The sequence below is a fragment of the Glacieibacterium arshaanense genome (assembly GCF_004681125.1).
Taxonomy (GTDB): domain Bacteria; phylum Pseudomonadota; class Alphaproteobacteria; order Sphingomonadales; family Sphingomonadaceae; genus Polymorphobacter_A; species Polymorphobacter_A arshaanense.
In genome coordinates this window covers 1,309,750-1,330,964 of sequence record NZ_SIHO01000001.1, presented here as the reverse complement: position 1 = coordinate 1,330,964, position 21,215 = coordinate 1,309,750, and the positions used below count along the sequence as shown (strand labels likewise).

The following is a 21,215-nucleotide window of genomic DNA, read 5'->3' as shown; positions in this document are numbered from 1 at the left end:
CCGGAAATTCGTCGTGCGTGCGTGTCTTGCTTGAACCCGCTTCCAACAACACCAACCCCGCTCATCCCGAGCGAAGTCGAGGGACGCGCTGACGGGTGGGCGTGTCCCTCGACTTCGCTCGGGATGAGCGGGGCGGGGTATGGTTTGAGGATTGGGGGTCGAAGTGGCACGCCCCAAACAAACGGGTGCAGGCCTCAGGCCTGCCCGCCGGAGGCCCTTCTAAACGTCGGGCGTCAGCAACCGGTGCAGATGCACGACCACATATTTCATGCATGCGTCATCGACGGTGCGCTGCGCATTGGCGCGCCAGGCGGCTTCGGCATCGTCGTAGTTGTCGAAAATGCCGACGACATCGAGATTGGCGGGGTCTTCGAAATCAAGCGCGCGCGGGTCTTTGACGCGGCCGCCGAAAACGAGGTGCAATTTGTTACTCATGTAACGCAATTAGCCGGATTGGCGTCAAATGCCAAGCGCAGCGAACTCGGCCTGCAGCTCGGCGAGCTTGGCGGCGGTCCAGTCGGCAATGTCTGCCTCGGCCCAGGTGCGGTGGTTGCCCTGCGCATAGGCATGGGCGTTGCGGATGTAATAGTGCGCGTTCATGCGGTTCGCGAGCCAACTGTTGGCGGTGCGGATGATCTTCGACGGGGCGCCGACGACGATCGAATTGGGCGGGATGATCGTGCCGTCCTTCACATAGGCGTGCTGGCCGATGATGCAGTTATCGCCGATGACGGCGCCGTTGTAGATGGTGGCGTTGATGCCGATCAGCACGTTGTTGCCGATGGTGCAGCCGTGCAGCGTGGCGTGATGGGTGATCGAGCAATAGTCGCCGATGACCACTGGCTTGCCCGGATCTGTGTGGATCATCACGAAGTCCTGGACGTTGGTGCCGCGGCCGATTTCGACGTGCGCGACCTCCGACCGGATGACGGCGTTGCACCAGATCGAGCTTTCGGCGTGCATCTTGACGCGCCCGTAGATCTGCGCGCTCGGGTGGATATAGGCGGCTTCGCCGAGGTCGAGAATTTCGGTCATCAGTTCTTCCCGCTGATGGTGATGCCGTTCTTAGCGTTCGCCGAACGCAGGAACTCGATCAGCGCGTCAAAGCCGTTCTTCTGGATATAGGCCGAAAAATCAGCCTCTTGCGTCAGCGCGACATTGACACCCGACACCGTCAGGTTGGTCACCTGCCACTTGCCGGCGGCCGATTTGCGCGTCGCCCAGATCGCCTCGATCGGGTTGCCGGTGCCGGTCGCGATGCGGGTGTAGACATCGACATCGCCGCGCGTACCGCGGGGCAGGGTGCGGACCACCTTGACCTGCGCATCGGGGTATTCGAACAGCCGCGCCGCATAGACGTTGGTGACGAATTCGGGGAACACCGCCTGATAGGCGGCATATTGCGCCGGGGTGATCTGGTTGCGGTAGCGGCGGATCAGCCGGTTGCCGATGTCCTCCAGCGCGAAATTGTCGCGCAGCATCGTGCGGAACTGGCCGAGCTTCGCCGACTTCGACAGCGACTTGTCGCGCAGCACGCCGAACGCCTTGTCCGACAGGTCGACGATGAACGCCGAGGCGGCGGCCATGTCGGGTGCGGTCGCCACGGTCTGCGCGGCAGCGGGGGCCGGGCTGACCAGCGTGCCGGCCGCAGTGAACAAGGCCAGCGCGGCGAAGCCCGCCGGCAGCAAGCGCGAAAGATGACGCATCGAATGGAACTCCCTGGAAGACACTAGCGCTTGGGCGCCGACTTTAGATAGTTGATGATCGCGGTACGTTCGGCGGGACTGGTCATCCCGACGAGTGCCATCGTCGTGCCGGGCACCGCCTGCGTCGGCGCAGCGAGATAGGCGGCCAACGAAGCCTCGCTCCACACCATGCCCGAACGGCGAAGCGCCGCCGAATAGCGCGTGTAGTCGGGGTCGGCGGCAGCCTTGCGGCCGACGATGCCGCCGAGCGGCGGCCCGATCTTGGTGCTGTCGCCGGGGGCGTGCGGATCAAGGTGGCACATCGCGCAATGCGCTGCGAACAGCTGCGCGCCGTCACCGGTCTGCGCGGTCGCAGCTTCGGCGCCGAACAGTAGTGCCGCCATGAGCAGCGCGACTTGCGGCAGTCGGGACGATGTCAGTGCCATGCTCTGCGTCAAGCAGCGTCTCGCGACAGCAGCTCGGCGCGCGCGGCCCGCGCGGCGGCACGCGCCGCGGTCGAGACCTTGTCGCTGTGGCGGCCGATCAGCTTGTTCTCGGCCCGGGTTTCGGGGAACAGCGCGCCGAGCAGGGCGCCCGCCGCTAACCCCGCGAGCACGGCGGCCAGCGGGTTCTCCTCGACCGCGCCGCTGGCTTCGGTCTGCACATTATCGACCAGCCGAAGCGCCGGCTCGTCGTCGAAATCGCTATAGGGTTCGTAATCGTCGCCGACATTTACCTCGGCATGCGACAGGCGGTTGCGGGCAATCAGCGCCACGCCGATGCCGAGACCGGCGGCGGCCGTGGCAACCGGGTGATCGCGCAGCAGCTTGCGCGTCAGCGCGAGCATGGCGGTGCCGGATCCGGCAAACGCGGTCAGCGCGGTTTGCGCCAGCGATTCAACCGCCTGCGTTGCCAGCACGCGCGGCTGCAGGCGATCCTGAAGTGTGTCGATCGTCGCGGCGATGCGCGCCCGTGTTGCTTCGACATCGGCGGCATAGGATTCGACCGAGCGATTGCTGTTGTCTGTCATCACTTGACCTCCTCTTGCGGCGTTGGTCCCGTCAGATCGGGCAGGTGGCGCACCGGCGGCACCACCGCACGCTTGTTGAGATGGTGCGAACCGAGTGCAATGGCAATACCGCCAACGGCTGCCGTACCCAATGTCACCACCAGTGCGGCGTTGCCCGCGCCCAGCGACGGCGTCAGCCAGCCGATCAGCGCCGCGAGCAGCGTGAACAACGACGCCAGCACGAAAACGCCGCCGACCAATATTGCGATCAGCCCGGGGACGGCGGCGCGCGCCTGGCTCGTCACCTGCGCCTGCGCCAGCCGCAGTTCGGCTCGCGCCAGCAGTTCGCCGTCGCTGAGCAGGCGCTTGAACAGCACCGGTATCGGCGTGCTGGTATCAGGCGCGGGGTCGGGCGCAGCTTCCATCAATTCGGTCTCCGGTTCACGGGCCAGGTCAGCGCGGCGCACTGGCTTTGAAGAAACGCGATAGCGCAAACCCGGTCGCAACCGCGAGTCCGATCGCCAGCGCCGGCGACCGGCGGACCACAGTGCGGCTGTCTTCGACCAGCTCGTCGACCGACTTTGACTGCAGCACTTCCGACCAGCCGCTCACCGTATCGGCGGCGCTGCGTGCCAGCTTGGCAACCTGGCCGTCGCCGTCGATACGGTCGGCGAACTCCGCCACCGCCAGCGCGACGCCCTCCAGCATCGCATCGGCACGGTGCTTGCCGTCCTGTGCGGCATCGTGAAGCCGGTCGGCTGCCTGGCTGCGAAGGTTTTGCACGTCCATTTCAAATCTCCCTTAGCAGGCCGCGAATTGCGACCGGCAATCTACAGCGCCAAACTGTCGATGAATAGCGTGGTTCCATCAAACCGTATTGCCGCCGGTGTTGTAGCGTTGCCGACCTGGCATTTGGTGGCTAGAAGCGCCGTCGACAAGTTCCGGTACCCATCAGAATCCTGGTTGAAAGGTTTCATTGCCATGACCGCCATCGTCGATATCCACGCGCGCCAGATCCTCGACAGCCGCGGCAACCCGACCGTCGAAGTCGAAGTGCTGCTCGAAGATGGCAGCTTCGGCCGCGCCGCGGTGCCGTCGGGCGCCTCGACCGGCGCACACGAAGCCGTCGAACTGCGCGACGGCGACATGACGCGCTACGGCGGCAAGGGTGTCACCAAGGCGGTCGACGCGGTCAATGGCGAGATCTTCGACGCCGTCGCCGGCATCGATGCCGAAGACCAGGCCGACCTCGATGCGCTGATGATCGAGCTCGACGGCACCCCCAACAAGTCGCGGCTCGGTGCCAACGCCATCCTCGGCGTCAGCATGGCGGCTGCCAAGGCCGCTGCCGAAGCGCGCGGGCTGCCGCTGCACAAGTACATCGGCGGCGTTTCGGCGCACGTGCTGCCGGTGCCGATGATGAACATCATTAACGGCGGTGCCCACGCCGACAACCCCATCGATTTCCAGGAATTCATGGTGATGCCGGTCGGTGCCGATAGCATCGCCGAGGCCGTGCGCTGGGGCGCCGAGATCTTCCACACGCTCAAGAAGGGCCTGTCGGCGGCGGGCATGTCGACCTCGGTCGGCGATGAAGGCGGCTTTGCGCCCAACCTCGCCAGCCCGGTCGCGGCGCTCGACTTCATCATGGCGTCGATCGAAAAGGCCGGCTTCCGCCCCGGCGAGGACGTGATGCTGGCGCTCGATTGCGCGGCCACCGAATATTACAAGAACGGCGCCTATGTGCTTGAAGGCGAAGGCCGTACGCTCGAGGCCGGCGCGATGGTCGACTATCTGGCGGAGCTGTGCGGGCGCTACCCGATCCTGTCGATCGAAGACGGCATGGCCGAAGACGATTTCGCCGGCTGGAAGCTGCTGACCGACAAGCTCGGCGCGACGCATCAGCTCGTTGGCGACGACCTGTTCGTCACCAACCCGCTGCGGCTGCGCCAGGGCATCGTCGACGGTCTGGCGAACTCGATCCTGATCAAGGTCAACCAAATTGGCACGCTGACCGAGACGCTGCAGGCGGTCGAAATGGCGCACCGCGCCCGCTACACCAGCGTCATGTCGCACCGCTCGGGCGAAACCGAGGATGCGACGATCGCCGACCTCGCCGTCGCCACCAACTGCGGGCAGATCAAGACCGGCTCGCTGGCGCGCTCGGACCGGCTGGCCAAGTACAACCAGCTCATCCGCATCGAGGAAGAGCTGGGCGATGCGGCGGTCTATGCCGGCAAGGCGATCCTGCGCTGAGCGACCCGCGGGTCTGCCGGTGCGAGTCAGAAAACGACTCGCGCCGAATCACCATGCAAAATACCGCTTGAATCGGCGTGAATCCCGTGGTTTACACGGTTGTCATGATAGAACGTCTCGATCCCCTGTCGTTGCTGCGCCGTTCGGCGCTGCCCGCGGCATGCATCGGCATGATGATCTACTTCGCCTATTTCGCGGTTTCTGGCCCGACCGGCATTCTGGCGCTGCGCGAATACCGGGCCCAGCGCGCCGTCGTGTCGGCGCAGGTCGCACAGGGCGTTGAAACCAAGGCGGCACTTGCCCGGCAGGTCGAACTGCTCGATCCGCAGAATGTTGACCCCGATTTCGCCGATGAACTGGTCCGCAAGAACCTCGGCGTTGTGCGCGAAGACGAGTTTGTTCTTCCGGTCGACTAGCACTTTCCGACGCCATCACACGGTGCACCCGGCTGACGAATACGAATGCAACGGCATCACCCCTGCCACTAATTGACATTGAAAACCGCGGCGCTTCGTTCCACAACATGCGCCCGCGCCCGTCGCGCACATGATGTCCTCAGGGGTGATTTTCTTGGCCAGATCGTCCACGCGCGCTTCTTCGGAACCAGCCTCGCCGCTTCGCGAGCGTCCACCTGAACCCAAACGGTACAAGCCGACCAGCGAAGAACTGCTGAAATGGTACCGTGACATGCTGCTCATCCGTCGCTTCGAAGAACGCGCCGGGCAGCTGTATGGCATGGGGCTGATCGGCGGCTTCTGCCATCTTTACATCGGGCAGGAAGCTGTCGTCACCGGCGTGCAGGCCGCACTGAACCCCCACGACAGCATCATCACCGGCTACCGCGACCACGGCCACATGCTTGTCGCCGGCATTGAAGCCCGCGCCGTCATGGCTGAGCTGACCGGGCGCCAGGCGGGCATTTCGAAGGGCAAGGGCGGCTCGATGCACATGTTCTCGGTCGACCACGGCTTTTACGGCGGCCACGGCATCGTCGCCGCGCAGGTGCCGCTCGGCACGGGCCTCGCGTTTGCGCACAAGTACAAGGGCGACGGCGGGCTGGCGGTCACCTATTTCGGTGACGGCGCCTCGAACCAGGGCCAGGTCTATGAAAGCTTCAACATGGCGGAGCTGTGGAAGCTGCCGGTGATCTACGTCATCGAAAATAACCAATATGCCATGGGCACCAGCGTCAACCGCGCCAGCTCCGAAGACCAGTTGTTCCGCCGCGGCGAAAGCTTCCGCGTGCCGGGCATCCAGGTCGACGGCATGGACGTCTGCGCGGTGCGCGGCGCGGCGCAGACGGCAACGGAGTGGGTGCGCGCCGGCAAGGGCCCGATCCTGCTCGAAATGAAGACCTATCGCTACCGTGGCCACTCGATGTCCGACCCGGCGAAGTACCGCTCGCGCGACGAGGTCCAGGCGATGCGTGAGAAGTCCGACTGCATCGAAGCCGCCAAGCGCGACCTGCTGGCGATGGGCGCGGCGACCGAAGCCAGCCTGAAGGACATCGAAAAGGAAGTCCGCGCCATTGTCGCTGATGCCGCCGACTTCGCCGAAACAACGCCCGAGCCGAACCCGGCCGAACTCTACACCGACGTGCTGGTGGGAACCTATTGATGACCGAGATCAAGCTTCCCGCGATGTCGCCGACGATGGAGGAGGGGACACTCGCCAAATGGCTGGTTGCCGAGGGTGACACCGTCAAGCCCGGCGACGTGCTCGCCGAAATCGAAACCGACAAGGCGACGATGGAGCTCGAGGCCGACGAGGGCGGGGTGGTCAGCAAGCTGCACGTCGCCGCCGGCACCGACGGCGTCAAGGTCGGCACGCTGATCGCCACTATCGCCGGCGAAGGCGAGGATGCGTCGCCGGCACCGGCCATGCCCAAGGAAGCCGCACCCAAAGAAGCCATCGTCCAGCGCGAATCCAGCGCTGCGCTCAACATCAGCGTCGAAGCCAAACCCGGCCATGTCCCCGCCAGCCTCGCCACCGAACCAGAAGTCCACGCCGGCACGCCGGTCGTGCGCCAGACCGTCCGCGAAGCCTTGCGCGACGCGATGGCCGAGGAAATGCGCGCCGACGGCACGGTGTTCGTGATGGGTGAGGAAGTCGCCGAGTATCAGGGCGCCTATAAGGTCACGCAGGGGCTGCTCGAAGAGTTCGGCCCACAGCGCGTCGTCGATACCCCCATCACCGAATACGGCTTTGCCGGTCTCGGCACCGGCGCCGCGATGGGCGGGCTGAAGCCCATCGTCGAGTTCATGACCTTCAACTTCGCAATGCAGGCGATCGACCACATCATCAACTCGGCCGCCAAGACCAACTATATGTCGGGCGGCCAGATGCGCTGCCCGATGGTGTTCCGCGGCCCCAACGGTGCCGCGCACCGCGTCGGCGCGCAACACAGCCAGAACTATGCGCCGTGGTACGCCAGCGTACCGGGGCTGATCGTCATCGCGCCGTATAGTGCGGCGGACGCCAAGGGCTTGCTGAAGAGCGCCATCCGTTCACCCGACCCCGTGGTGTTCCTCGAAAACGAGCTGCTCTACGGCCAGACGTTCGACGTGCCGGTGGGTGATATCGCGCTGCCGATCGGCAAGGCGCGCGTCGTCAAGACCGGCAAGGATGTGACGCTGGTCGGCTACAGCATAGCGGTCGGCGTCGCGCTCGATGCCGCGACCAAGCTCGCGGAACTGGGCATCGACGCCGAAGTCATCGACCTGTGCACGCTGCGCCCGCTCGACAAGGCGACGGTGCTCGCCAGCCTGAAGAAGACCAACCGCATGGTCGTGGTCGAGGAAGGCTGGCCGACCTGCTCGATCGCCAGCGAAATCACCGCGATCGTCATGGAGGAAGGCTTCGACGACCTCGATGCCCCGGTGCTGCGCGTCACCAATGTCGATGTGCCGCTGCCCTATGCGGCGAACCTCGAGAAGCTGGCGCTGCTCAAGGTCGAGGACGTGGTCGAGGCTGCGAAGAAGGTTTGCTACCGGTGAGTGAAATAGCGGACATGTATGTTTCCGGCATCGCCGGCTCTGCTGTTTTTAGCCTATTTGTAGGTGCCTCTACAGTTTTCTTTCCGTTTCCTGGCGCAAGCTTTTTGGTATCCACTTTCGGACCGCTTATTGCTTCCGCCCTATTTTTGGTCCCCGCGTCGATGTTGGTTGTTGCTCCGTGGAGGTGGCTTCAATTCAGGTTCCGTATCGGCATGGGCTGGGATGCTTTGATCGCGGTGATACCGTTGATCGGCTATTGGCGAGGCTTTTATCCGAATCGATCTTTTGATGTCGCGGGCGTACCTTGGCACGTGCAACATGCGAACTTTCTCGTAGGCGCAGTCGGCGTCTATTGCGGGTCCCTGACTACATCGCTGACCTACTGTTACCTTAGGACGAGGATGCACGGCGCGAGCTTAGTCGGCTCTGGAGTTCATCTATAATGCCGTTCGACGTCACCATGCCCGCGCTCACCGCGACGATGGAAAGCGGCACGGTCGCACAGCGGGTTGGTAAAGCTGTATCGGCTCAAAACATCAACCTGTTCCATCAATAGCTAATGGCCACCAAGCTCTCCGAACCCACGCGCATCGCCATCAAGCGCTTCCTCATCGCGCTGGTGCTCGGCAACACTTTGGTGTTCCTGACGCTGGCGCTGACCGGGCGCATCAGCAACGCGCCTGACACGCTGGTGTTCGTCGATTTCTGGGGCCGGCTGACCGTTTATTCGTTTTGGTTTGCAGCCTATGCCGCGTACCGGATCTGGTTCGAAAAGCTGCCGGTGCTGCGCACGCTCATCGTCGCGGCGGTGCTGTTCAACATACCGTTTTTCCTGACGCTGGGGTATCTTGGCAAGCTGCCGACCGATGCAAACAGCGCGGTGATGATCGACTTCTGGGGCCGGCTGACGGTCTACTCGCTGTGGTTCATCGCCTATGAAACCTACCGCAAATACATCGAGCACCCGGCTCAGCTGACGGAGACGAAATGATCGACATCACCATGCCCGCGCTGTCGCCGACGATGGAGACCGGCACGCTCGCCAAGTGGATCGTCAAGGTCGGCGATAGCGTCAAATCGGGCGATATCCTGTGCGAGATCGAAACAGACAAGGCGACGATGGAAGTCGAGAGCATCGACGAAGGTGTCGTTGCCGAACTGCTGGTCGCCGAGGGGGCCGAGGAGATTCCTGTCGGGCAGGTTATCGCGCGGCTGAGCGGTGACGGCGAGGCGGCGGCGCCAGCCAAAGCGCCAGCGGCTGTGGCAGCGCCGGTAGCTGCTGCGCCGGCTCCTGCCCCTGCTGCGCCGGTGGCTGTTGCACCAGCCCCGGCACCCATGGCACCGCCCGCTGCTGCGCCCGCCGGGCAGCGCATCAATGCGACGCCATTGGCGCGCCGCTTGGCGCAGGCGCAGGGCATCGACCTTGCCACACTGCGCGGCTCGGGGCCGAACGGCCGCATCGTCCGCGCCGACCTGACTTTGGCACCGGTTGCCACTGCGGCACCTGCGGTGGCACCTGCGCCCGTCGCAGCGCCAGTTGCAGCGCCCAAGGTGTTCGTCGACACCGGCATCCCGCACGAAGCGGTCAAGCTGTCGAACATGCGCAAGACCATCGCGCGGCGGCTGGCTGAATCGAAGGCGACGATCCCGCATATCTATCTGACCGTCGATGTCCGGCTCGATGCGCTGCTCAAGCTGCGCGGCGACCTCAACGCGGCGCTCGAGCAGCGCGGCATCAAGCTGTCGGTCAACGACATGCTGATCAAGGCGCTCGCGGCCGCGCTGGTTCAAGTGCCCGCGTGCAACGTCAGCTTCGCCGGCGACACGCTGATCAAATACAGCCGCGCCGATATCTCCGTGGCGGTATCGGTGCCGACCGGGCTGATCACGCCGATCATCGCCGATGCGTCGAACAAGGCGCTGTCGGCGATCTCGACCGAAATGAAGGTGCTCGCCGACAAGGCCAAGGCCGGCAAGCTGCAGCCGCACGAGTACCAGGGCGGCACCGCCAGCCTGTCGAACATGGGCATGTACGGCATCAAGCAGTTCGAAGCCGTGATCAACCCGCCGCAGGGCATGATCATGGCGATCGGCGCCGGCGAAAAGCGGCCCTATGTGGTGAATGACGCGCTGGCGATTGCCACCGTCATGTCCGCCACCGGCAGCTTCGACCACCGCGCCATCGACGGTGCCGACGGCGCGCAGCTGATGAAGGTGTTCAAGGAGCTATGTGAGAGCCCGCTGGGGTTGGTGGCGTGAGCGAGGCGTTCGACCTCGTCATCCTCGGCAGTGGCCCCGGCGGCTATGTTGCCGCCATCCGCGCGGCGCAGCTGGGGATGAAGGTCGCGATTGTCGAGCGCGAGCGGCTCGGCGGCATCTGCCTCAACTGGGGGTGCATCCCGACCAAGGCGCTGCTGCGGACGTCGGAAATTTACCACTATATGACACATGCCGATGCCTACGGCCTGTCGGCGACCGGCGTGTCGTTCGACCTCGCCAAGATCGTTGAACGGTCGCGCAAGGTGGCGGGGCAACTCAACGGCGGCGTCAAAGGGTTGATGAAGAAGAACAAGGTGACCGTTGTCGAAGGCGTCGGCGCGCTGACCGCACCCGCCGAAGTCACCGTCACCACCGGCGACACGACGCGCGTGCTGACCGGCAAGAACGTCATCGTCGCCACCGGTGCCCGTGCGCGCGACCTGCCGGGCGTCGCCGCCGACGGCAAACGTGTCTGGACGTACCGCCACGCGATGGTGCCGGCCGAAATGCCGACCAAGCTGCTGGTCATCGGGTCGGGCGCCATCGGCGTCGAATTCGCCAGCTTCTACAGCGACATGGCCGCGAAGGTCACCGTCGTCGAAATGCTCGACCGCGTGCTGCCTGTCGAGGACGAGGACGTGTCGGCGTTCATGGCGAAGGCGCTGGCCAAGCAGGGCATGACCATCGTCACCGGTGCCAAGGTCTCCGACGTCAAACCCGGCGCCGACAGCGTCAGCGCCACCATCACCACCGCCGACGGCAAGGCGACCACCGACAGCTACAGCCATGTCATCGTCGCCATCGGCATCGTTCCCAATACCGAAAACATCGGGCTGGAGGCGCTCGGCGTCAAAACCGACCGCGGCCATATCGTGACCGACGGCTATGGCGCGACCGGCGTGCCCGGCCTGTGGGCGATCGGCGACGTCACCGGCCCGCCGTGGCTGGCGCACAAGGCGAGCCATGAGGGCGTCATCGCGGTCGAGAAAATGGCCGGGCTGGCCGGCGTCCACCCGCTCGACACCGGCAACATCCCTGGCTGCACCTACAGCCGCCCGCAAGTCGCCAGCGTCGGCATGACCGAGGCCAAGGCGATCGCCGCCGGTCATGCGGTCAAGGTCGGGAAGTTCCCGTTCATCGGCAACGGCAAGGCCATCGCGCTCGGCGAGGCCGAAGGCTTCGTCAAAACCGTGTTCGATGCCGCGACCGGCGAGTTGCTCGGCGCGCACATGGTCGGCGCCGAAGTCACCGAGCTGATCCAGGGCTATATGGTCGCGCGCCAGCTTGAAACCACCGAAGTCGAACTTCAGCACGCGGTCTTCCCGCACCCGACGCTATCGGAGATGATGCATGAATCAGTCCTCGATGCCTATGGTCGCGCGCTGCATTATTAGCACGCTGACGCTGCTCGCCGCGCCGGTGTCGGCGGCGGTGGTGACCAGCAGCCCCGCCCAGTTCACGCTGGGCTATACCGCCACGGTCAAGGCGACGCCCGACCAGACGTGGGCAACCGTGGTCAACCTGCCCGGCTGGTGGTCGCCCGCGCACAGCTACTCGGGCAAGGCCGCCAATCTGTCGATCGATGCGCGCGCCGGTGGCTGCTGGTGCGAGCGCTGGACCGGCCCGAAGGGCGAGGCCAACAGCATCGAACACGCGCGCATCGTGATGGCGATGCCGGGCAAGGTGCTGCGCGCCGTCGGCGGCTTCGGGCCGCTGCAACAGGCGCCGGTCTATGCGGTGCTCAGCATCGAGATGAAGCCCATCGATGGCGGCACGCAGTTGCGCATGGTCTACGCCGCGTCAGGCGATATCGCGGGCGGCATGGCGGAAATTGCGCCGGCGATTGACGGCGTGCTCGGCCAGCAGTTCGACAATCTAGTCAAGGCGACGGTGCACTAAGGGTAAAGGGCCTCCGGCGGGCAGGGGCTAGCCCCTGCCCGCCGGAGGCTCTTAACCTACCGGCACCGGCTCAAACCGCCCGGTATCCTCGTCGAGCACGCGCAAAATCCCGTCGGCGATACCGAAATGCGTGCCGCGCAGCTTGAGTGTGCCGGCTTCCAGCCGTTCGGCGATGAACGGGAAGCTGCGCAGATTGTCGAGGCTAAGGCGGATGGCGGCGAGTTCGAGCACCTGCTGCGCATCGACATCGGGGTTGGCGGCGGCGGCGGCGCGGGTGGCGTCGCGGGCTGGCGCGATCATGTCCATCCAGTGGCCGATGAAGCCGCCATGGCCATGCGCGGCACCGTCGAACTTGCCGCTCAGCGAAGCGCTGATGCCGCCGCACTGGGCATGGCCGAGCACGACGATGTAATCGACCTCGATCTGCGTGACGGCGAATTCGATGGCTGCCGAGGCGCCGTGATAGCCCGGGGTGGTTTCATATGGCGGCACGAGGTTGGCGACGTTGCGCACCACGAACACCTGGCCGGGATCGACATCGAAAATCCGTGTCGGGTCGACGCGGCTGTCGCTGCACGCGATGATCATCAGCTTGGGCGACTGGCCGTGCATGGCGAGCGCATCGAAACGCCGGCGCTGGTCCTGATACTCCCCCGAACGGAAGCGGCGGAAACCATCGAGCAAGGTAGCAAAGCTGGGCATGGCGGCTGGGTAGCAGGCGCAGCCGCGCGCCTCAAGCACCGTTGCTCAGAAACGCCCGCCGCGCACGACTTCGACGGTGGAGATGGTCAGCAGCAGGTCATGGCTGTCGAGCAGCGGCGTCAGCGCCGCGACCAGCGCATCGGCCTTGTCGGCGGCGAGCACGGTGGTGAACAGGATACGGTCGGTGGCGCCGGTGAGCTGGTCCTGCGACCAGGCATCGGCACCGTCACGGCCGCCGAGCGTCGGCAGCAGCGCATAGTTGGTGACGCCTGCGGTATCGGCGGCGGCGGTGACGCGGCGCAGCAGCGGCCGGTCCACCAGGATTTCGATGCGGCGAGCGGTGCTCATGCGGCGAACCTTTCAGCCAGCGCGGTGTAGATCGCAATCCCGAAGATGATGTTGAACGGAAAGCTGATGCCGAGCGACATCGGCAGGTAGATGCCCGGATCAGCCTGCGGCAGCGCGAGGCGCATCGCCGCCGGCACCGCAATATACGACGCGCTGCCCGCCAATATGCCGAGCGCGGCGACCGAACCGGTATCGAGGCCGATGGCATGGCCGACCAGCACGCCGATGCTACCATTGACCAGCGGCAAGGCAATCGCCAGCCCGACCAGCGCCGGGGTCAGCAGCCGCGCGCCTTGCAGCCGCCGCGCCGCGACCAGCCCCATGTCGAGCAGGAACAGGCACAATATGCCCTTGAAACCGGTGTCGAAGACTGGCGCGATCGAGGTGAACTTGTCCTTGCCGATGATGGCGCCGATGGCAAAGCTGCCGACCAACAGCATGACCGAGCCGTTGGCGAAGACCTCGCGCAGCATCTCGTGCGTCGGCGTGTGCGCCGTTGTCGCAATGCCATGACTGGTGGCGCGGCGGGCCAACAGCAGTCCCGATATGATCGCAGGCGTTTCCATCAGCGCCAGTACTGCAACCATATAGCCCGCCGGCGCCAAGCCTTGCCCGGTCAGCACTTCGCTGCCGGTGACAAAGGTGACGACACTGACCGAACCATAGTGGGCTGCGGTCGCGGCTGCATCGGTCATGCCCAGCCCGGCTCGGCGGAGCGCCACGAACGCCGGCACCGGCAGCAGCAGACTGAGCGCCAACCCCGCAGCGCCGGCCGCGAACATTTCACCTGTCAGGCCGGCGGTGGCGACGGCGACGCCGCCCTTCAGGCCAATTGACGCCATCAGATACAGCGACAGCCCCTTTGTCACGGCTTCAGGAATGGCGAGATCGGATCGGACGAACGCGGCAATCGCCCCGAGCACGAAGAATAGTATGGCTGGATTGAGCAGGGTGGCAGCAGCATTTGTCATGGCGCGGCGGACATAGAGTCCGATTTTGAATTCTGCAATTGCAAACCAAAGCGCATTAAAAATATTCATACTATTGTGCGCGCCGCCTACTGCGCATCCGATGGTGTGAGGGCAGCTATGCATCAGACTCTCATTGGCACGTGGCGTGCCAACCGCTAAGACGCGCGCATGAGTGAGACAGCCCCGGCCCCGCGTATCCCGAAGCCCGCCTGGTTGCGCGTGCGCGCGCCGACATCGCCGGCGTTTGCCGAAACGCGCCGGCTGATGCGTGCCAAGGGGCTGACGACTGTTTGCGAGGAAGCCGCGTGCCCCAACATCGGCGAATGTTGGTCGCAGAAGCACGCGACGGTGATGATCCTCGGCGATACCTGCACGCGGGCCTGCGCGTTCTGCAACGTCAAGACGGGCATGCCGCAACCGGTCGATCTGCTCGAGCCCGAGCATCTGGCTGAAGCCGCCGCTGAGATGGGGCTTGAGCATATCGTCGTGACGAGTGTCGACCGCGATGACCTCGCCGACGGCGGCGCCGGGCAGTTCGTCCGCGTCATTCAGCAGCTCCGCAAGCGTGCGCCGAATACCACGATTGAAATCCTAACCCCCGATTTCCGCAACAAGGCGGCCGCCGCGGTCGAAGCGATCGTCGCGGCGCGGCCCGATGTCTATAACCACAACCTCGAAACCGTGCCGCGGCTGTACCCGACGATCCGCCCCGGCGCGCGCTACTATGCCAGCCTGCGGTTGCTCGAAACCGTCAAGCGGCTCGATCCGACAATCTTTACCAAGTCGGGCGTCATGGTCGGGCTGGGCGAGGAGCGTATGGAAATCCACCAAGTGATGGATGACATGCGCTCGGCCGACATCGATTTCCTGACGATGGGCCAGTATCTGCAACCGACGCCGCGCCATGCCAAGGTTGTCGAGTTCGTCACCCCCGACGCATTCAAGGCCTATGGCTCAATTGCGCGCGCCAAGGGCTTCCTGCTGGTCGCGGCAACACCGCTGACGCGCTCAAGCTATCATGCCGGTGCCGACTTTGCGAAGATGCGCGACGCGCGAAACGCGCAACTGGCGCGCACGGCAAGCTAAGGTGCCGCAGCACCGCGAGACGCGGCGGATGCCCTATACCGCCGAGCAGATGTTTGATCTGGTCGCCGATATCGGCCGCTACCCCGAGTTCCTGCCGTGGATTATCGCGATGCGCATCCGCACACCACACGCGGGGCATTTGTGGGAGGGGACACATCCGACACCAGTCGACCCGGCAACGCATCAGATCGTGACGGCCGACATGGTGGTGGGGTTCAAGGCGATCCGCGAACATTTCACCAGCCGCGTCACGCTCGACCGCGCGCGACATGTCCACGTCGATTACCTCGACGGGCCGCTCAAATACCTCCACAACGACTGGCGCTTCCGCGACGTGCAGGGGGGCTGCGAAATCGACTTTGCCGTCGAGTTCGAGTTCAAGACCAAGATGTTCGAAAAGATTGCCGGCATGTTCTTCGGCGACGCGCTGCGCAAGATGGTAGCGTCGTTCGAAGCGCGCGCTGCTGCAATGTATCCGCAAGCGCTGGCGGGGTAGGGCGCGAAGTCCCTTGCCGCGAAATGCCATCGCCCCCTATGAGCAGATCGACAGGGTGGAAAGCCCGATGCGTGACAGGGGACCAGCGTGGCAAGTTCGGATAGCGGTGCGACCAATGATGCGGGGCTGACGCTCGACCCCAAGCGCGACCGGCTGGTGATTGTCGCCTCGTCGCTCGGGACCGTGTTCGAATGGTATGATTTCTTCGTCTACGGCACGCTCGCGGCGCTGCTCGGGCGGATGTTCTTCCCCAGCGAGAATCCGACCGCTGGCCTGCTGCTCAGCCTCGCGACCTTCGGGGCAGGTTTCGGCGTCCGGCCGATCGGCGCGATGGTGTTCGGCGTGCTGGGTGACCGCATCGGGCGCAAATATACGTTCCTGGCGACGATTACTTTGATGGGGCTGGCCACCGCGCTGGTCGGCGTGCTGCCGACCTATGCACAGGTCGGTATCTGGGCGCCGGTGCTGCTTGTTGGGCTGCGACTGTTGCAGGGGCTGGCGCTCGGCGGCGAGTATGGCGGCGCGGCGATTTATGTCGCCGAACATGCACCACCGGGCAAGCGCGGCTTCTTTACCGGCTTCATCCAGGCATCGGTGGTTGGCGGCTTCCTGTTGTCGCTGGTCGTGGTGCTGGCGACCGTGTTCAGCGTTGGCAAGGAAGCGTTCGATGACTGGGGCTGGCGTATCCCGTTCCTGGTGTCGATCCTGCTGCTGGCGATCTCGCTGTATATCCGGTTGAAGCTCAGCGAGAGCCCGGTGTTCGCGGCGATGAAGGAGGCAGGCACCACCAGCAGTGCACCGCTGCGCGAAGCGTTCTCGGCGCCGGGCAATCTGAAGACGATGATCGTTGCGATGATAGCGGTTGCGGCCGGGCTGACTGTCATCTGGTACACCGCGCAGTTCCAGACACTGTATTTCCTTCAGAGCACGGCGCTGGTCGATGAGACCGATGCCAAGTTGCTCGTCGGCGTGTCGATGCTGATCGTCGCGCCGCTGTTCGTGGTGTTCGGGCGCGTGTCCGACAAGTTCGGTCGCAAGCCGGTGATGCTGATTGGTTATGCCATCACTTTGTTGCTGCTGTTCCCGGCGTTTCATTTGCTGGCGAAGGCTGCGAACCCGCAACTGATGGCGGCGGCGGCGGCATCGCCGGTCTCGATCAGCGGCAGCGATTGCCGGTTCAATCCGTTCGCATCGAAACAAACGTCCGAATGCGGGCAGGCGCTGCAATATCTGTCGGGGCGCGGCATCGGTCACACCGGCGCGATCGATGACGGCGGCGCGCTGCGCATCACTATCGGCACGACGACGGTGCAGGGTTTCGACAAAGCCGGCATCGAAGCCGCGCTGGCCACGGCGGGCTATCCCACCAAGGCCAATCCGGGGCCGCGCAACAATCTGCTGATCGTCGCTGCGATTACGCTGCTCGGGTTGCTGTCGGCATCAACCTATGGGCCGGTCGCGGCGATTATGGTCGAGCTGTTTCCGGCACGCATCCGCTACACATCGATGTCGCTACCGTATCACATTGGCACCGGCTATTTCGGCGGCTTCCTGCCGCTGATATCGCTGTATATCGTCGCCAAGTCGGGCAATGCCTTCGGCGGACTGTGGTACACGTGGATTGTCGTGCTGGCGGCGTTTGCCGTCACGCTATTTTGGCTGCCTGAAACCAAAGACCGCGACATTTCCAAATAAGGAGCCACTGCCATGGCCGGCGCGATGACAGGCATCAAGGTGCTCGATTTCAGTCAAATCGTTTCCGGCCCGATGGCCGCGTGCATGCTCGCCGATCAGGGCGCCGATGTCATCAAGATCGAGGCGCCGACGGGTGATCCCGTGCGCGCCTTTGGCCCAGGCAAGGGCAACATGTCGGCAACCTTTATCACCGTCAATCGCGGCAAGCGCGGACTGGCCCTCGATCTCAAGAAACCCGAATCGGCGGCGATTGTCGCGGCGCTGATCGGCTGGGCCGATGTACTGATCGAAAACTTCCGTCCCGGCGCAATGGAACGGCTGGGTTATGGTCCGGCGCGCTGTGCCGAGATCAACCCGCAGCTGATCTATGCATCGGTGAGCGGCTTCGGGCCCGATGGGCCGTACCGCAATATCCGCGTCTATGACCCAGCGGTGCAGGCGGTGTCGGGGATTGCCGCGACGCAGCTCGATGCCGCCGGCCATCCGTCGCTGGTGGGGTCGTTGATGGCCGACAAGTTGACCGCGCTGACGGCAGCGCAGGCGATTACCGCGGCCTTGTTCGCGCGCGAACGCTCCGGTGTCGCACAGCAAGTAGCGGTGTCGATGCTCGATGCGGCGATTGCCTTCAATTGGCCCGAGGCGATGTACAACCACAGCTTCCTCGATGAACCGCCGGCGCCGGTGCCCAACTATAGCGACCTGGCGCGATTGTGGCCGGCGCGCGACGGGCAGGTCGCCATCGGCGTGTTGCAGGACGCCGAATTTGTCGCCCTGTGCGCGGCGATCGAACGCCCCGACCTTGCTGCCGACCCGCGCTTTACCCGGGCTGCCGACCGCGCCGTGTACCGCGACGACTGGCTGCCGGCGGTCGCGGCCGAAATCGCATCGCGCGATGTCGATACGCTGATGGCGGCGTTCATCGCGACCGGCGCCGTCGGTGGCCGCGTCAACACGCGGGCCAATGTCGGTGATGATCCGCAGGTGCGGCATAATCACAGCATCGCCGAAATCGATCACGGCGCGCTTGGCCGCGTCCGTTCGCCGATTGCGCCGGCGCAATTTTCGGCGACGCCGTCGCACGCGCCGCGCCCGGCACCGGGTCTGGGCGAGCACAGCCGCGCGATTTTGCGCGAGCTTGGCCAGTCGGCGACAGACATTGATGCGCTGATTGCCGCAGGCGTGGTCATCGCGGCTTCCCACTAGGCAGGGTGGGTGTTAGCTTCATCGACGTGATGCCGTGACTCAGTCGTGAAGAATCAGCAGCGCCCGAGTTGATGGAATTGCAGCGCGTCCCCATATCGGCACCGTAAGGCGGAAGTCCCCACCGCCAGTGGAGTGAAAATGACCGAAACCAACATTGAAATGGGTGCCCTGCCGGTTCTGCCGCTGCGTGACATCGTCGTGTTCCCGCAGATGATCGTGCCGCTGTTTGTCGGCCGCGAGAAGTCGGTGAAGGCGCTCGAAGCGGTGATGCAGGGCGACAAGACGGTGTTCCTGCTCAGCCAGAAGAACCCCGCCGACGAAGACCCCGGCGCCGACGACCTGTATGACCTCGGCACCGTCGCGACTGTCCTGCAATTGCTCAAGCTGCCCGACGGGACCGTCAAGGTGCTGGTAGAAGGCACGATGCGCGGCCGCCTCGAAAGCCTCGACACGCAGGGAGAGTATCTGCGAGCCAAGGTCGCGACGGTCGAGGAACCTGCCGCCGACCCGACGCTGATTGCCGGGCTAATGCGCTCGGTCGCCAAGCAGTTCGAAGCCTATGTGAAACTCAACAAGAAGACCGCGCCCGAAATCGCCGTGCAGATCGGCACGATTGAGGAGGCCGGCCGTTTTGTTGACACAGTGGCCGCCAACCTTAGCCTGAAAATTGCCGAGAAGCAGGCATTGCTCGCCGAAGTCGACGTCGCCAAGCGGCTCGAAATGGTCTTCGGGTTGATGGAAGGCGAGATGGGCGTCCTACAGGTCGAAAAGAAGATCCGTGGCCGCGTCAAGCGCCAGATGGAAAAGACCCAGCGCGAATATTACCTCAACGAGCAGATGAAGGCGATCCAGCGCGAGCTCGGCGAGGGCGAGGACGGCAAGGATGAAACCGCCGAAATCGAAGAGAAGATCGCGCGCACCAAACTGTCGAAGGAAGCCCGCGAAAAGGTCATCGGCGAGCTCAAGAAGCTCAAGGCGATGTCGCCGATGTCGGCCGAGGCCACCGTAGTGCGCAACTATATCGACACGATCCTGGCGCTGCCCTGGGGCAAGAAGACCAAGATCAAGCGCGATATCGTCGCCGCGCAGAAGATCCTCGATGATGACCACTATGGCCTCGACAAGGTCAAGGACCGCATCATCGAATATCTCGGCGTGCAGGTGCGCTCGCAGAAGCTCAAGGGGCCGATCCTGTGCCTCGTCGGTCCGCCTGGCGTCGGCAAGACTTCGCTCGGCCGCTCGATCGCCAAGGCGACGGGCCGCGAATTCATCCGCCAGTCGCTCGGCGGCATGCGCGACGAGGCCGAAATCCGCGGTCACCGCCGGACTTACATCGGCTCGATGCCTGGCAAGGTGCTGCAAAACCTCAAGAAGGTTGGCAGCTCGAACCCGCTGTTCCTGCTCGATGAAATCGACAAGCTCGGCCAGGATTTCCGCGGCGATCCGTCGTCGGCACTGCTCGAGGTGCTCGATCCGGAGCAAAACAAGGCGTTCAACGACCACTATCTCGAAGTCGATTTCGATTTGTCGGACGTGATGTTCGTGACGACCGCGAACTCGCTCAACATGCCGCAGCCGCTGCTCGACCGCATGGAGATCATCCATCTGTCGGGCTACACCGAGGACGAGAAGGTCGAAATCGCCAAGCGCCACCTGCTGACCAAGGTCGTCGAGGCGCACGGGTTGAAGAAGGGCGAGTTCACGCTGACCGACGACGGTCTGCGCGACCTGATCCGCTTCTACACGCGCGAAGCCGGCGTCCGCACGCTCGAACGCGAGCTGGCGAAGCTGGCGCGCAAGTCGCTGCGTCGCATCCTCGAAGGCAAGGACAAGACCGTCACCATCACGCCCGACAATCTGTCGGACTTCGCCGGCGTGCGGAAATACCGCTACGGTGTTGGCGAAGTCGAAGACCAAGTCGGCGCCGTGACCGGACTGGCATGGACCGAAGTCGGCGGCGAATTGCTGACGATCGAAGCCGTGACCGCACCCGGCAAGGGGCTGATCAAGACGACCGGCAAGCTGGGCGACGTGATGACCGAATCGATTTCAGCCGCACTGTCGTTCATCAAGGCGCGCAGCGTGCACTACGGCATCAAGCCCAACCTGTTCGAGAAGAAGGACATCCACGTCCATGTTCCCGAAGGCGCGACGCCCAAGGACGGCCCGTCGGCAGGTGTCGGCATGGTCACCGCCATCGTATCGGCGATGACCGGCATCGCCGTCCGCAAGGATGTCGCGATGACCGGCGAAGTGACGTTGCGCGGCCGCGTGCTGCCGATTGGCGGGCTCAAGGAGAAGCTGCTCGCGGCCTTGCGCGGCGGCATCACCACCGTGCTCATCCCGGCCGAGAACGAGAAGGATCTCGCGGACATCCCGGCGAACGTCACCCAGGGCATGCGCATCATTCCGGTCGCGCATGTCGACCAGGTGCTGGCGGAGGCGCTCGTCGCGCCGCTGGTGCCGATTGTCTGGAGCGAAGCCGATGAATTGGCGGCGCGTCCCGACCCGGCAACCGCGGCGGAGCTGCGTCACTAATCGCCACCGGATACGTCTGAAATTGAATTGCGCCGGGTGTTGTCATTGGCAACCTCGGCGCTTTTCTTTTGT

23 protein-coding genes are annotated in these 21,215 nt (G+C 64.4%); 13 read left to right on the top strand and 10 right to left on the bottom strand.

The window, feature by feature from the left end; translation table 11 throughout:
- Positions 1 to 219 precede the first annotated feature (219 nt).
- The 7 genes from EUV02_RS06230 to EUV02_RS06200 are packed head-to-tail and all read right to left on the bottom strand — an operon-like array spanning position 220 to position 3,483.
- Complete coding sequence (locus EUV02_RS06230; RefSeq protein ID WP_135245292.1) at positions 220 to 435, bottom strand: DUF4170 domain-containing protein; 216 nt, start codon at positions 433 to 435, stop codon at positions 220 to 222.
- Between the two features lie 24 nt (positions 436 to 459).
- Complete coding sequence (locus tag EUV02_RS06225) at positions 460 to 1,035, bottom strand: gamma carbonic anhydrase family protein (protein WP_135245291.1); 576 nt, start codon at positions 1,033 to 1,035, stop codon at positions 460 to 462.
- Positions 1,035 to 1,706 (bottom strand): MlaC/ttg2D family ABC transporter substrate-binding protein, encoded by a 672-nt coding sequence (locus EUV02_RS06220; protein ID WP_135245290.1) that lies wholly within the window; start codon positions 1,704 to 1,706, stop codon positions 1,035 to 1,037. The genes EUV02_RS06225 and EUV02_RS06220 overlap by 1 nt, the downstream gene beginning before the upstream one ends.
- Before the next feature lie 23 nt (positions 1,707 to 1,729).
- Complete coding sequence (locus EUV02_RS06215) at positions 1,730 to 2,131, bottom strand: c-type cytochrome (RefSeq protein WP_207790118.1); 402 nt, start codon at positions 2,129 to 2,131, stop codon at positions 1,730 to 1,732.
- Between the two features lie 8 nt (positions 2,132 to 2,139).
- On the bottom strand, positions 2,140 to 2,715 hold the full coding sequence (locus EUV02_RS06210) for a DUF3618 domain-containing protein (protein ID WP_135245289.1): 576 nt from the start codon (positions 2,713 to 2,715) through the stop codon (positions 2,140 to 2,142).
- Positions 2,715 to 3,119: a phage holin family protein gene (locus EUV02_RS06205; protein ID WP_135245288.1), complete on the bottom strand. Its 405-nt coding sequence runs from the start codon at positions 3,117 to 3,119 to the stop codon at positions 2,715 to 2,717. The genes EUV02_RS06210 and EUV02_RS06205 overlap by 1 nt, the downstream gene beginning before the upstream one ends.
- Positions 3,120 to 3,147: 28 nt before the next feature.
- Positions 3,148 to 3,483 (bottom strand): hypothetical protein, encoded by a 336-nt coding sequence (locus tag EUV02_RS06200; RefSeq protein ID WP_135245287.1) that lies wholly within the window; start codon positions 3,481 to 3,483, stop codon positions 3,148 to 3,150.
- Positions 3,484 to 3,675: 192 nt separating this feature from the next.
- Between EUV02_RS06200 and eno the strand changes: the two genes are divergently transcribed.
- From eno to EUV02_RS06160, 8 genes are all read left to right on the top strand, one after another.
- Entirely contained in the window at positions 3,676 to 4,950 is a 1,275-nt protein-coding gene (gene eno, locus EUV02_RS06195) for a phosphopyruvate hydratase (RefSeq protein WP_135245286.1), read from the top strand.
- A 104-nt stretch (positions 4,951 to 5,054) separates the two neighbouring features.
- Positions 5,055 to 5,366 carry an FtsB family cell division protein gene (locus tag EUV02_RS06190; protein WP_135245285.1) on the top strand — a complete coding sequence of 104 codons (312 nt, stop codon included), beginning with the start codon at positions 5,055 to 5,057 and terminating at the stop codon, positions 5,364 to 5,366.
- A 133-nt stretch (positions 5,367 to 5,499) separates the two neighbouring features.
- A complete protein-coding gene (gene pdhA, locus EUV02_RS06185; protein ID WP_424022177.1) occupies positions 5,500 to 6,567 on the top strand; it encodes a pyruvate dehydrogenase (acetyl-transferring) E1 component subunit alpha in 1,068 nt (355 codons plus the stop codon).
- On the top strand, positions 6,567 to 7,946 hold the full coding sequence (locus EUV02_RS06180; RefSeq protein WP_424022175.1) for a pyruvate dehydrogenase complex E1 component subunit beta: 1,380 nt from the start codon (positions 6,567 to 6,569) through the stop codon (positions 7,944 to 7,946). Before pdhA ends, EUV02_RS06180 begins: the two co-directional genes overlap by 1 nt.
- A 559-nt stretch (positions 7,947 to 8,505) precedes the next feature.
- Positions 8,506 to 8,937 carry a hypothetical protein gene (locus EUV02_RS06175; RefSeq protein WP_135245282.1) on the top strand — a complete coding sequence of 144 codons (432 nt, stop codon included), beginning with the start codon at positions 8,506 to 8,508 and terminating at the stop codon, positions 8,935 to 8,937.
- Positions 8,934 to 10,205: a pyruvate dehydrogenase complex dihydrolipoamide acetyltransferase gene (locus EUV02_RS06170; protein ID WP_135245281.1), complete on the top strand. Its 1,272-nt coding sequence runs from the start codon at positions 8,934 to 8,936 to the stop codon at positions 10,203 to 10,205. Before EUV02_RS06175 ends, EUV02_RS06170 begins: the two co-directional genes overlap by 4 nt.
- Positions 10,202 to 11,599 (top strand): dihydrolipoyl dehydrogenase, encoded by a 1,398-nt coding sequence (lpdA, locus tag EUV02_RS06165; protein ID WP_135245280.1) that lies wholly within the window; start codon positions 10,202 to 10,204, stop codon positions 11,597 to 11,599. Before EUV02_RS06170 ends, lpdA begins: the two co-directional genes overlap by 4 nt.
- Entirely contained in the window at positions 11,556 to 12,104 is a 549-nt protein-coding gene (locus EUV02_RS06160) for an SRPBCC family protein (RefSeq protein ID WP_135245279.1), read from the top strand. The genes lpdA and EUV02_RS06160 overlap by 44 nt, the downstream gene beginning before the upstream one ends.
- A gap of 51 nt (positions 12,105 to 12,155) precedes the next feature.
- On the opposite strand, the gene EUV02_RS06155 is transcribed toward EUV02_RS06160, so the two are convergent.
- Genes EUV02_RS06155 through EUV02_RS06145 form a run of 3 tightly spaced genes read right to left on the bottom strand, consistent with a single transcriptional unit; the run spans position 12,156 to position 14,125 of the window.
- Positions 12,156 to 12,806 (bottom strand): carbonic anhydrase, encoded by a 651-nt coding sequence (locus EUV02_RS06155; protein ID WP_135245278.1) that lies wholly within the window; start codon positions 12,804 to 12,806, stop codon positions 12,156 to 12,158.
- Positions 12,807 to 12,851: 45 nt separating this feature from the next.
- Positions 12,852 to 13,154: a P-II family nitrogen regulator gene (locus EUV02_RS06150; protein WP_135245277.1), complete on the bottom strand. Its 303-nt coding sequence runs from the start codon at positions 13,152 to 13,154 to the stop codon at positions 12,852 to 12,854.
- Positions 13,151 to 14,125, bottom strand: coding sequence for a sodium-dependent bicarbonate transport family permease (locus tag EUV02_RS06145; RefSeq protein WP_135245276.1), 975 nt, complete (start codon positions 14,123 to 14,125; stop codon positions 13,151 to 13,153). Before EUV02_RS06145 ends, EUV02_RS06150 begins: the two co-directional genes overlap by 4 nt.
- 168 nt (positions 14,126 to 14,293) lie before the next feature.
- Between EUV02_RS06145 and lipA the strand changes: the two genes are divergently transcribed.
- From lipA to lon, 5 genes are all read left to right on the top strand, one after another.
- A complete protein-coding gene (gene lipA, locus EUV02_RS06140; protein WP_135245275.1) occupies positions 14,294 to 15,211 on the top strand; it encodes a lipoyl synthase in 918 nt (305 codons plus the stop codon).
- A gap of 1 nt (position 15,212) precedes the next feature.
- Positions 15,213 to 15,707, top strand: a complete 495-nt coding sequence (locus tag EUV02_RS06135; protein ID WP_135245274.1) for a type II toxin-antitoxin system RatA family toxin — start codon at positions 15,213 to 15,215, stop codon at positions 15,705 to 15,707.
- Between the two features lie 87 nt (positions 15,708 to 15,794).
- Positions 15,795 to 17,402, top strand: a complete 1,608-nt coding sequence (locus EUV02_RS06130) for an MFS transporter (RefSeq protein ID WP_243445785.1) — start codon at positions 15,795 to 15,797, stop codon at positions 17,400 to 17,402.
- A 12-nt stretch (positions 17,403 to 17,414) separates the two neighbouring features.
- Entirely contained in the window at positions 17,415 to 18,605 is a 1,191-nt protein-coding gene (locus tag EUV02_RS06125; RefSeq protein ID WP_135245273.1) for a CaiB/BaiF CoA transferase family protein, read from the top strand.
- 138 nt (positions 18,606 to 18,743) lie between these two features.
- Positions 18,744 to 21,143, top strand: a complete 2,400-nt coding sequence (gene lon / locus EUV02_RS06120; protein WP_135245272.1) for an endopeptidase La — start codon at positions 18,744 to 18,746, stop codon at positions 21,141 to 21,143.
- Positions 21,144 to 21,215 lie beyond the last annotated feature (72 nt).

Coding starts and splice junctions, on each gene's coding strand:
- EUV02_RS06225 (WP_135245291.1), bottom strand. CDS start 1,035: ATGACCGAAATTCTCGACCTCGGCGAAGCCGCCTATATCCACCCGAGC.
- EUV02_RS06190 (WP_135245285.1), top strand. CDS start 5,055: ATGATAGAACGTCTCGATCCCCTGTCGTTGCTGCGCCGTTCGGCGCTG.
- EUV02_RS06220 (WP_135245290.1), bottom strand. CDS start 1,706: ATGCGTCATCTTTCGCGCTTGCTGCCGGCGGGCTTCGCCGCGCTGGCC.
- EUV02_RS06170 (WP_135245281.1), top strand. CDS start 8,934: ATGATCGACATCACCATGCCCGCGCTGTCGCCGACGATGGAGACCGGC.
- lipA (WP_135245275.1), top strand. CDS start 14,294: ATGAGTGAGACAGCCCCGGCCCCGCGTATCCCGAAGCCCGCCTGGTTG.
- pdhA (WP_424022177.1), top strand. CDS start 5,500: ATGTCCTCAGGGGTGATTTTCTTGGCCAGATCGTCCACGCGCGCTTCT.
- EUV02_RS06175 (WP_135245282.1), top strand. CDS start 8,506: ATGGCCACCAAGCTCTCCGAACCCACGCGCATCGCCATCAAGCGCTTC.
- EUV02_RS06230 (WP_135245292.1), bottom strand. CDS start 435: ATGAGTAACAAATTGCACCTCGTTTTCGGCGGCCGCGTCAAAGACCCG.
- EUV02_RS06180 (WP_424022175.1), top strand. CDS start 6,567: ATGACCGAGATCAAGCTTCCCGCGATGTCGCCGACGATGGAGGAGGGG.
- EUV02_RS06160 (WP_135245279.1), top strand. CDS start 11,556: ATGAATCAGTCCTCGATGCCTATGGTCGCGCGCTGCATTATTAGCACG.
- EUV02_RS06205 (WP_135245288.1), bottom strand. CDS start 3,119: ATGGAAGCTGCGCCCGACCCCGCGCCTGATACCAGCACGCCGATACCG.
- lon (WP_135245272.1), top strand. CDS start 18,744: ATGACCGAAACCAACATTGAAATGGGTGCCCTGCCGGTTCTGCCGCTG.
- EUV02_RS06215 (WP_207790118.1), bottom strand. CDS start 2,131: ATGGCACTGACATCGTCCCGACTGCCGCAAGTCGCGCTGCTCATGGCG.
- EUV02_RS06125 (WP_135245273.1), top strand. CDS start 17,415: ATGGCCGGCGCGATGACAGGCATCAAGGTGCTCGATTTCAGTCAAATC.
- EUV02_RS06155 (WP_135245278.1), bottom strand. CDS start 12,806: ATGCCCAGCTTTGCTACCTTGCTCGATGGTTTCCGCCGCTTCCGTTCG.
- EUV02_RS06200 (WP_135245287.1), bottom strand. CDS start 3,483: ATGGACGTGCAAAACCTTCGCAGCCAGGCAGCCGACCGGCTTCACGAT.
- EUV02_RS06210 (WP_135245289.1), bottom strand. CDS start 2,715: ATGACAGACAACAGCAATCGCTCGGTCGAATCCTATGCCGCCGATGTC.
- EUV02_RS06145 (WP_135245276.1), bottom strand. CDS start 14,125: ATGACAAATGCTGCTGCCACCCTGCTCAATCCAGCCATACTATTCTTC.
- eno (WP_135245286.1), top strand. CDS start 3,676: ATGACCGCCATCGTCGATATCCACGCGCGCCAGATCCTCGACAGCCGC.
- EUV02_RS06150 (WP_135245277.1), bottom strand. CDS start 13,154: ATGAGCACCGCTCGCCGCATCGAAATCCTGGTGGACCGGCCGCTGCTG.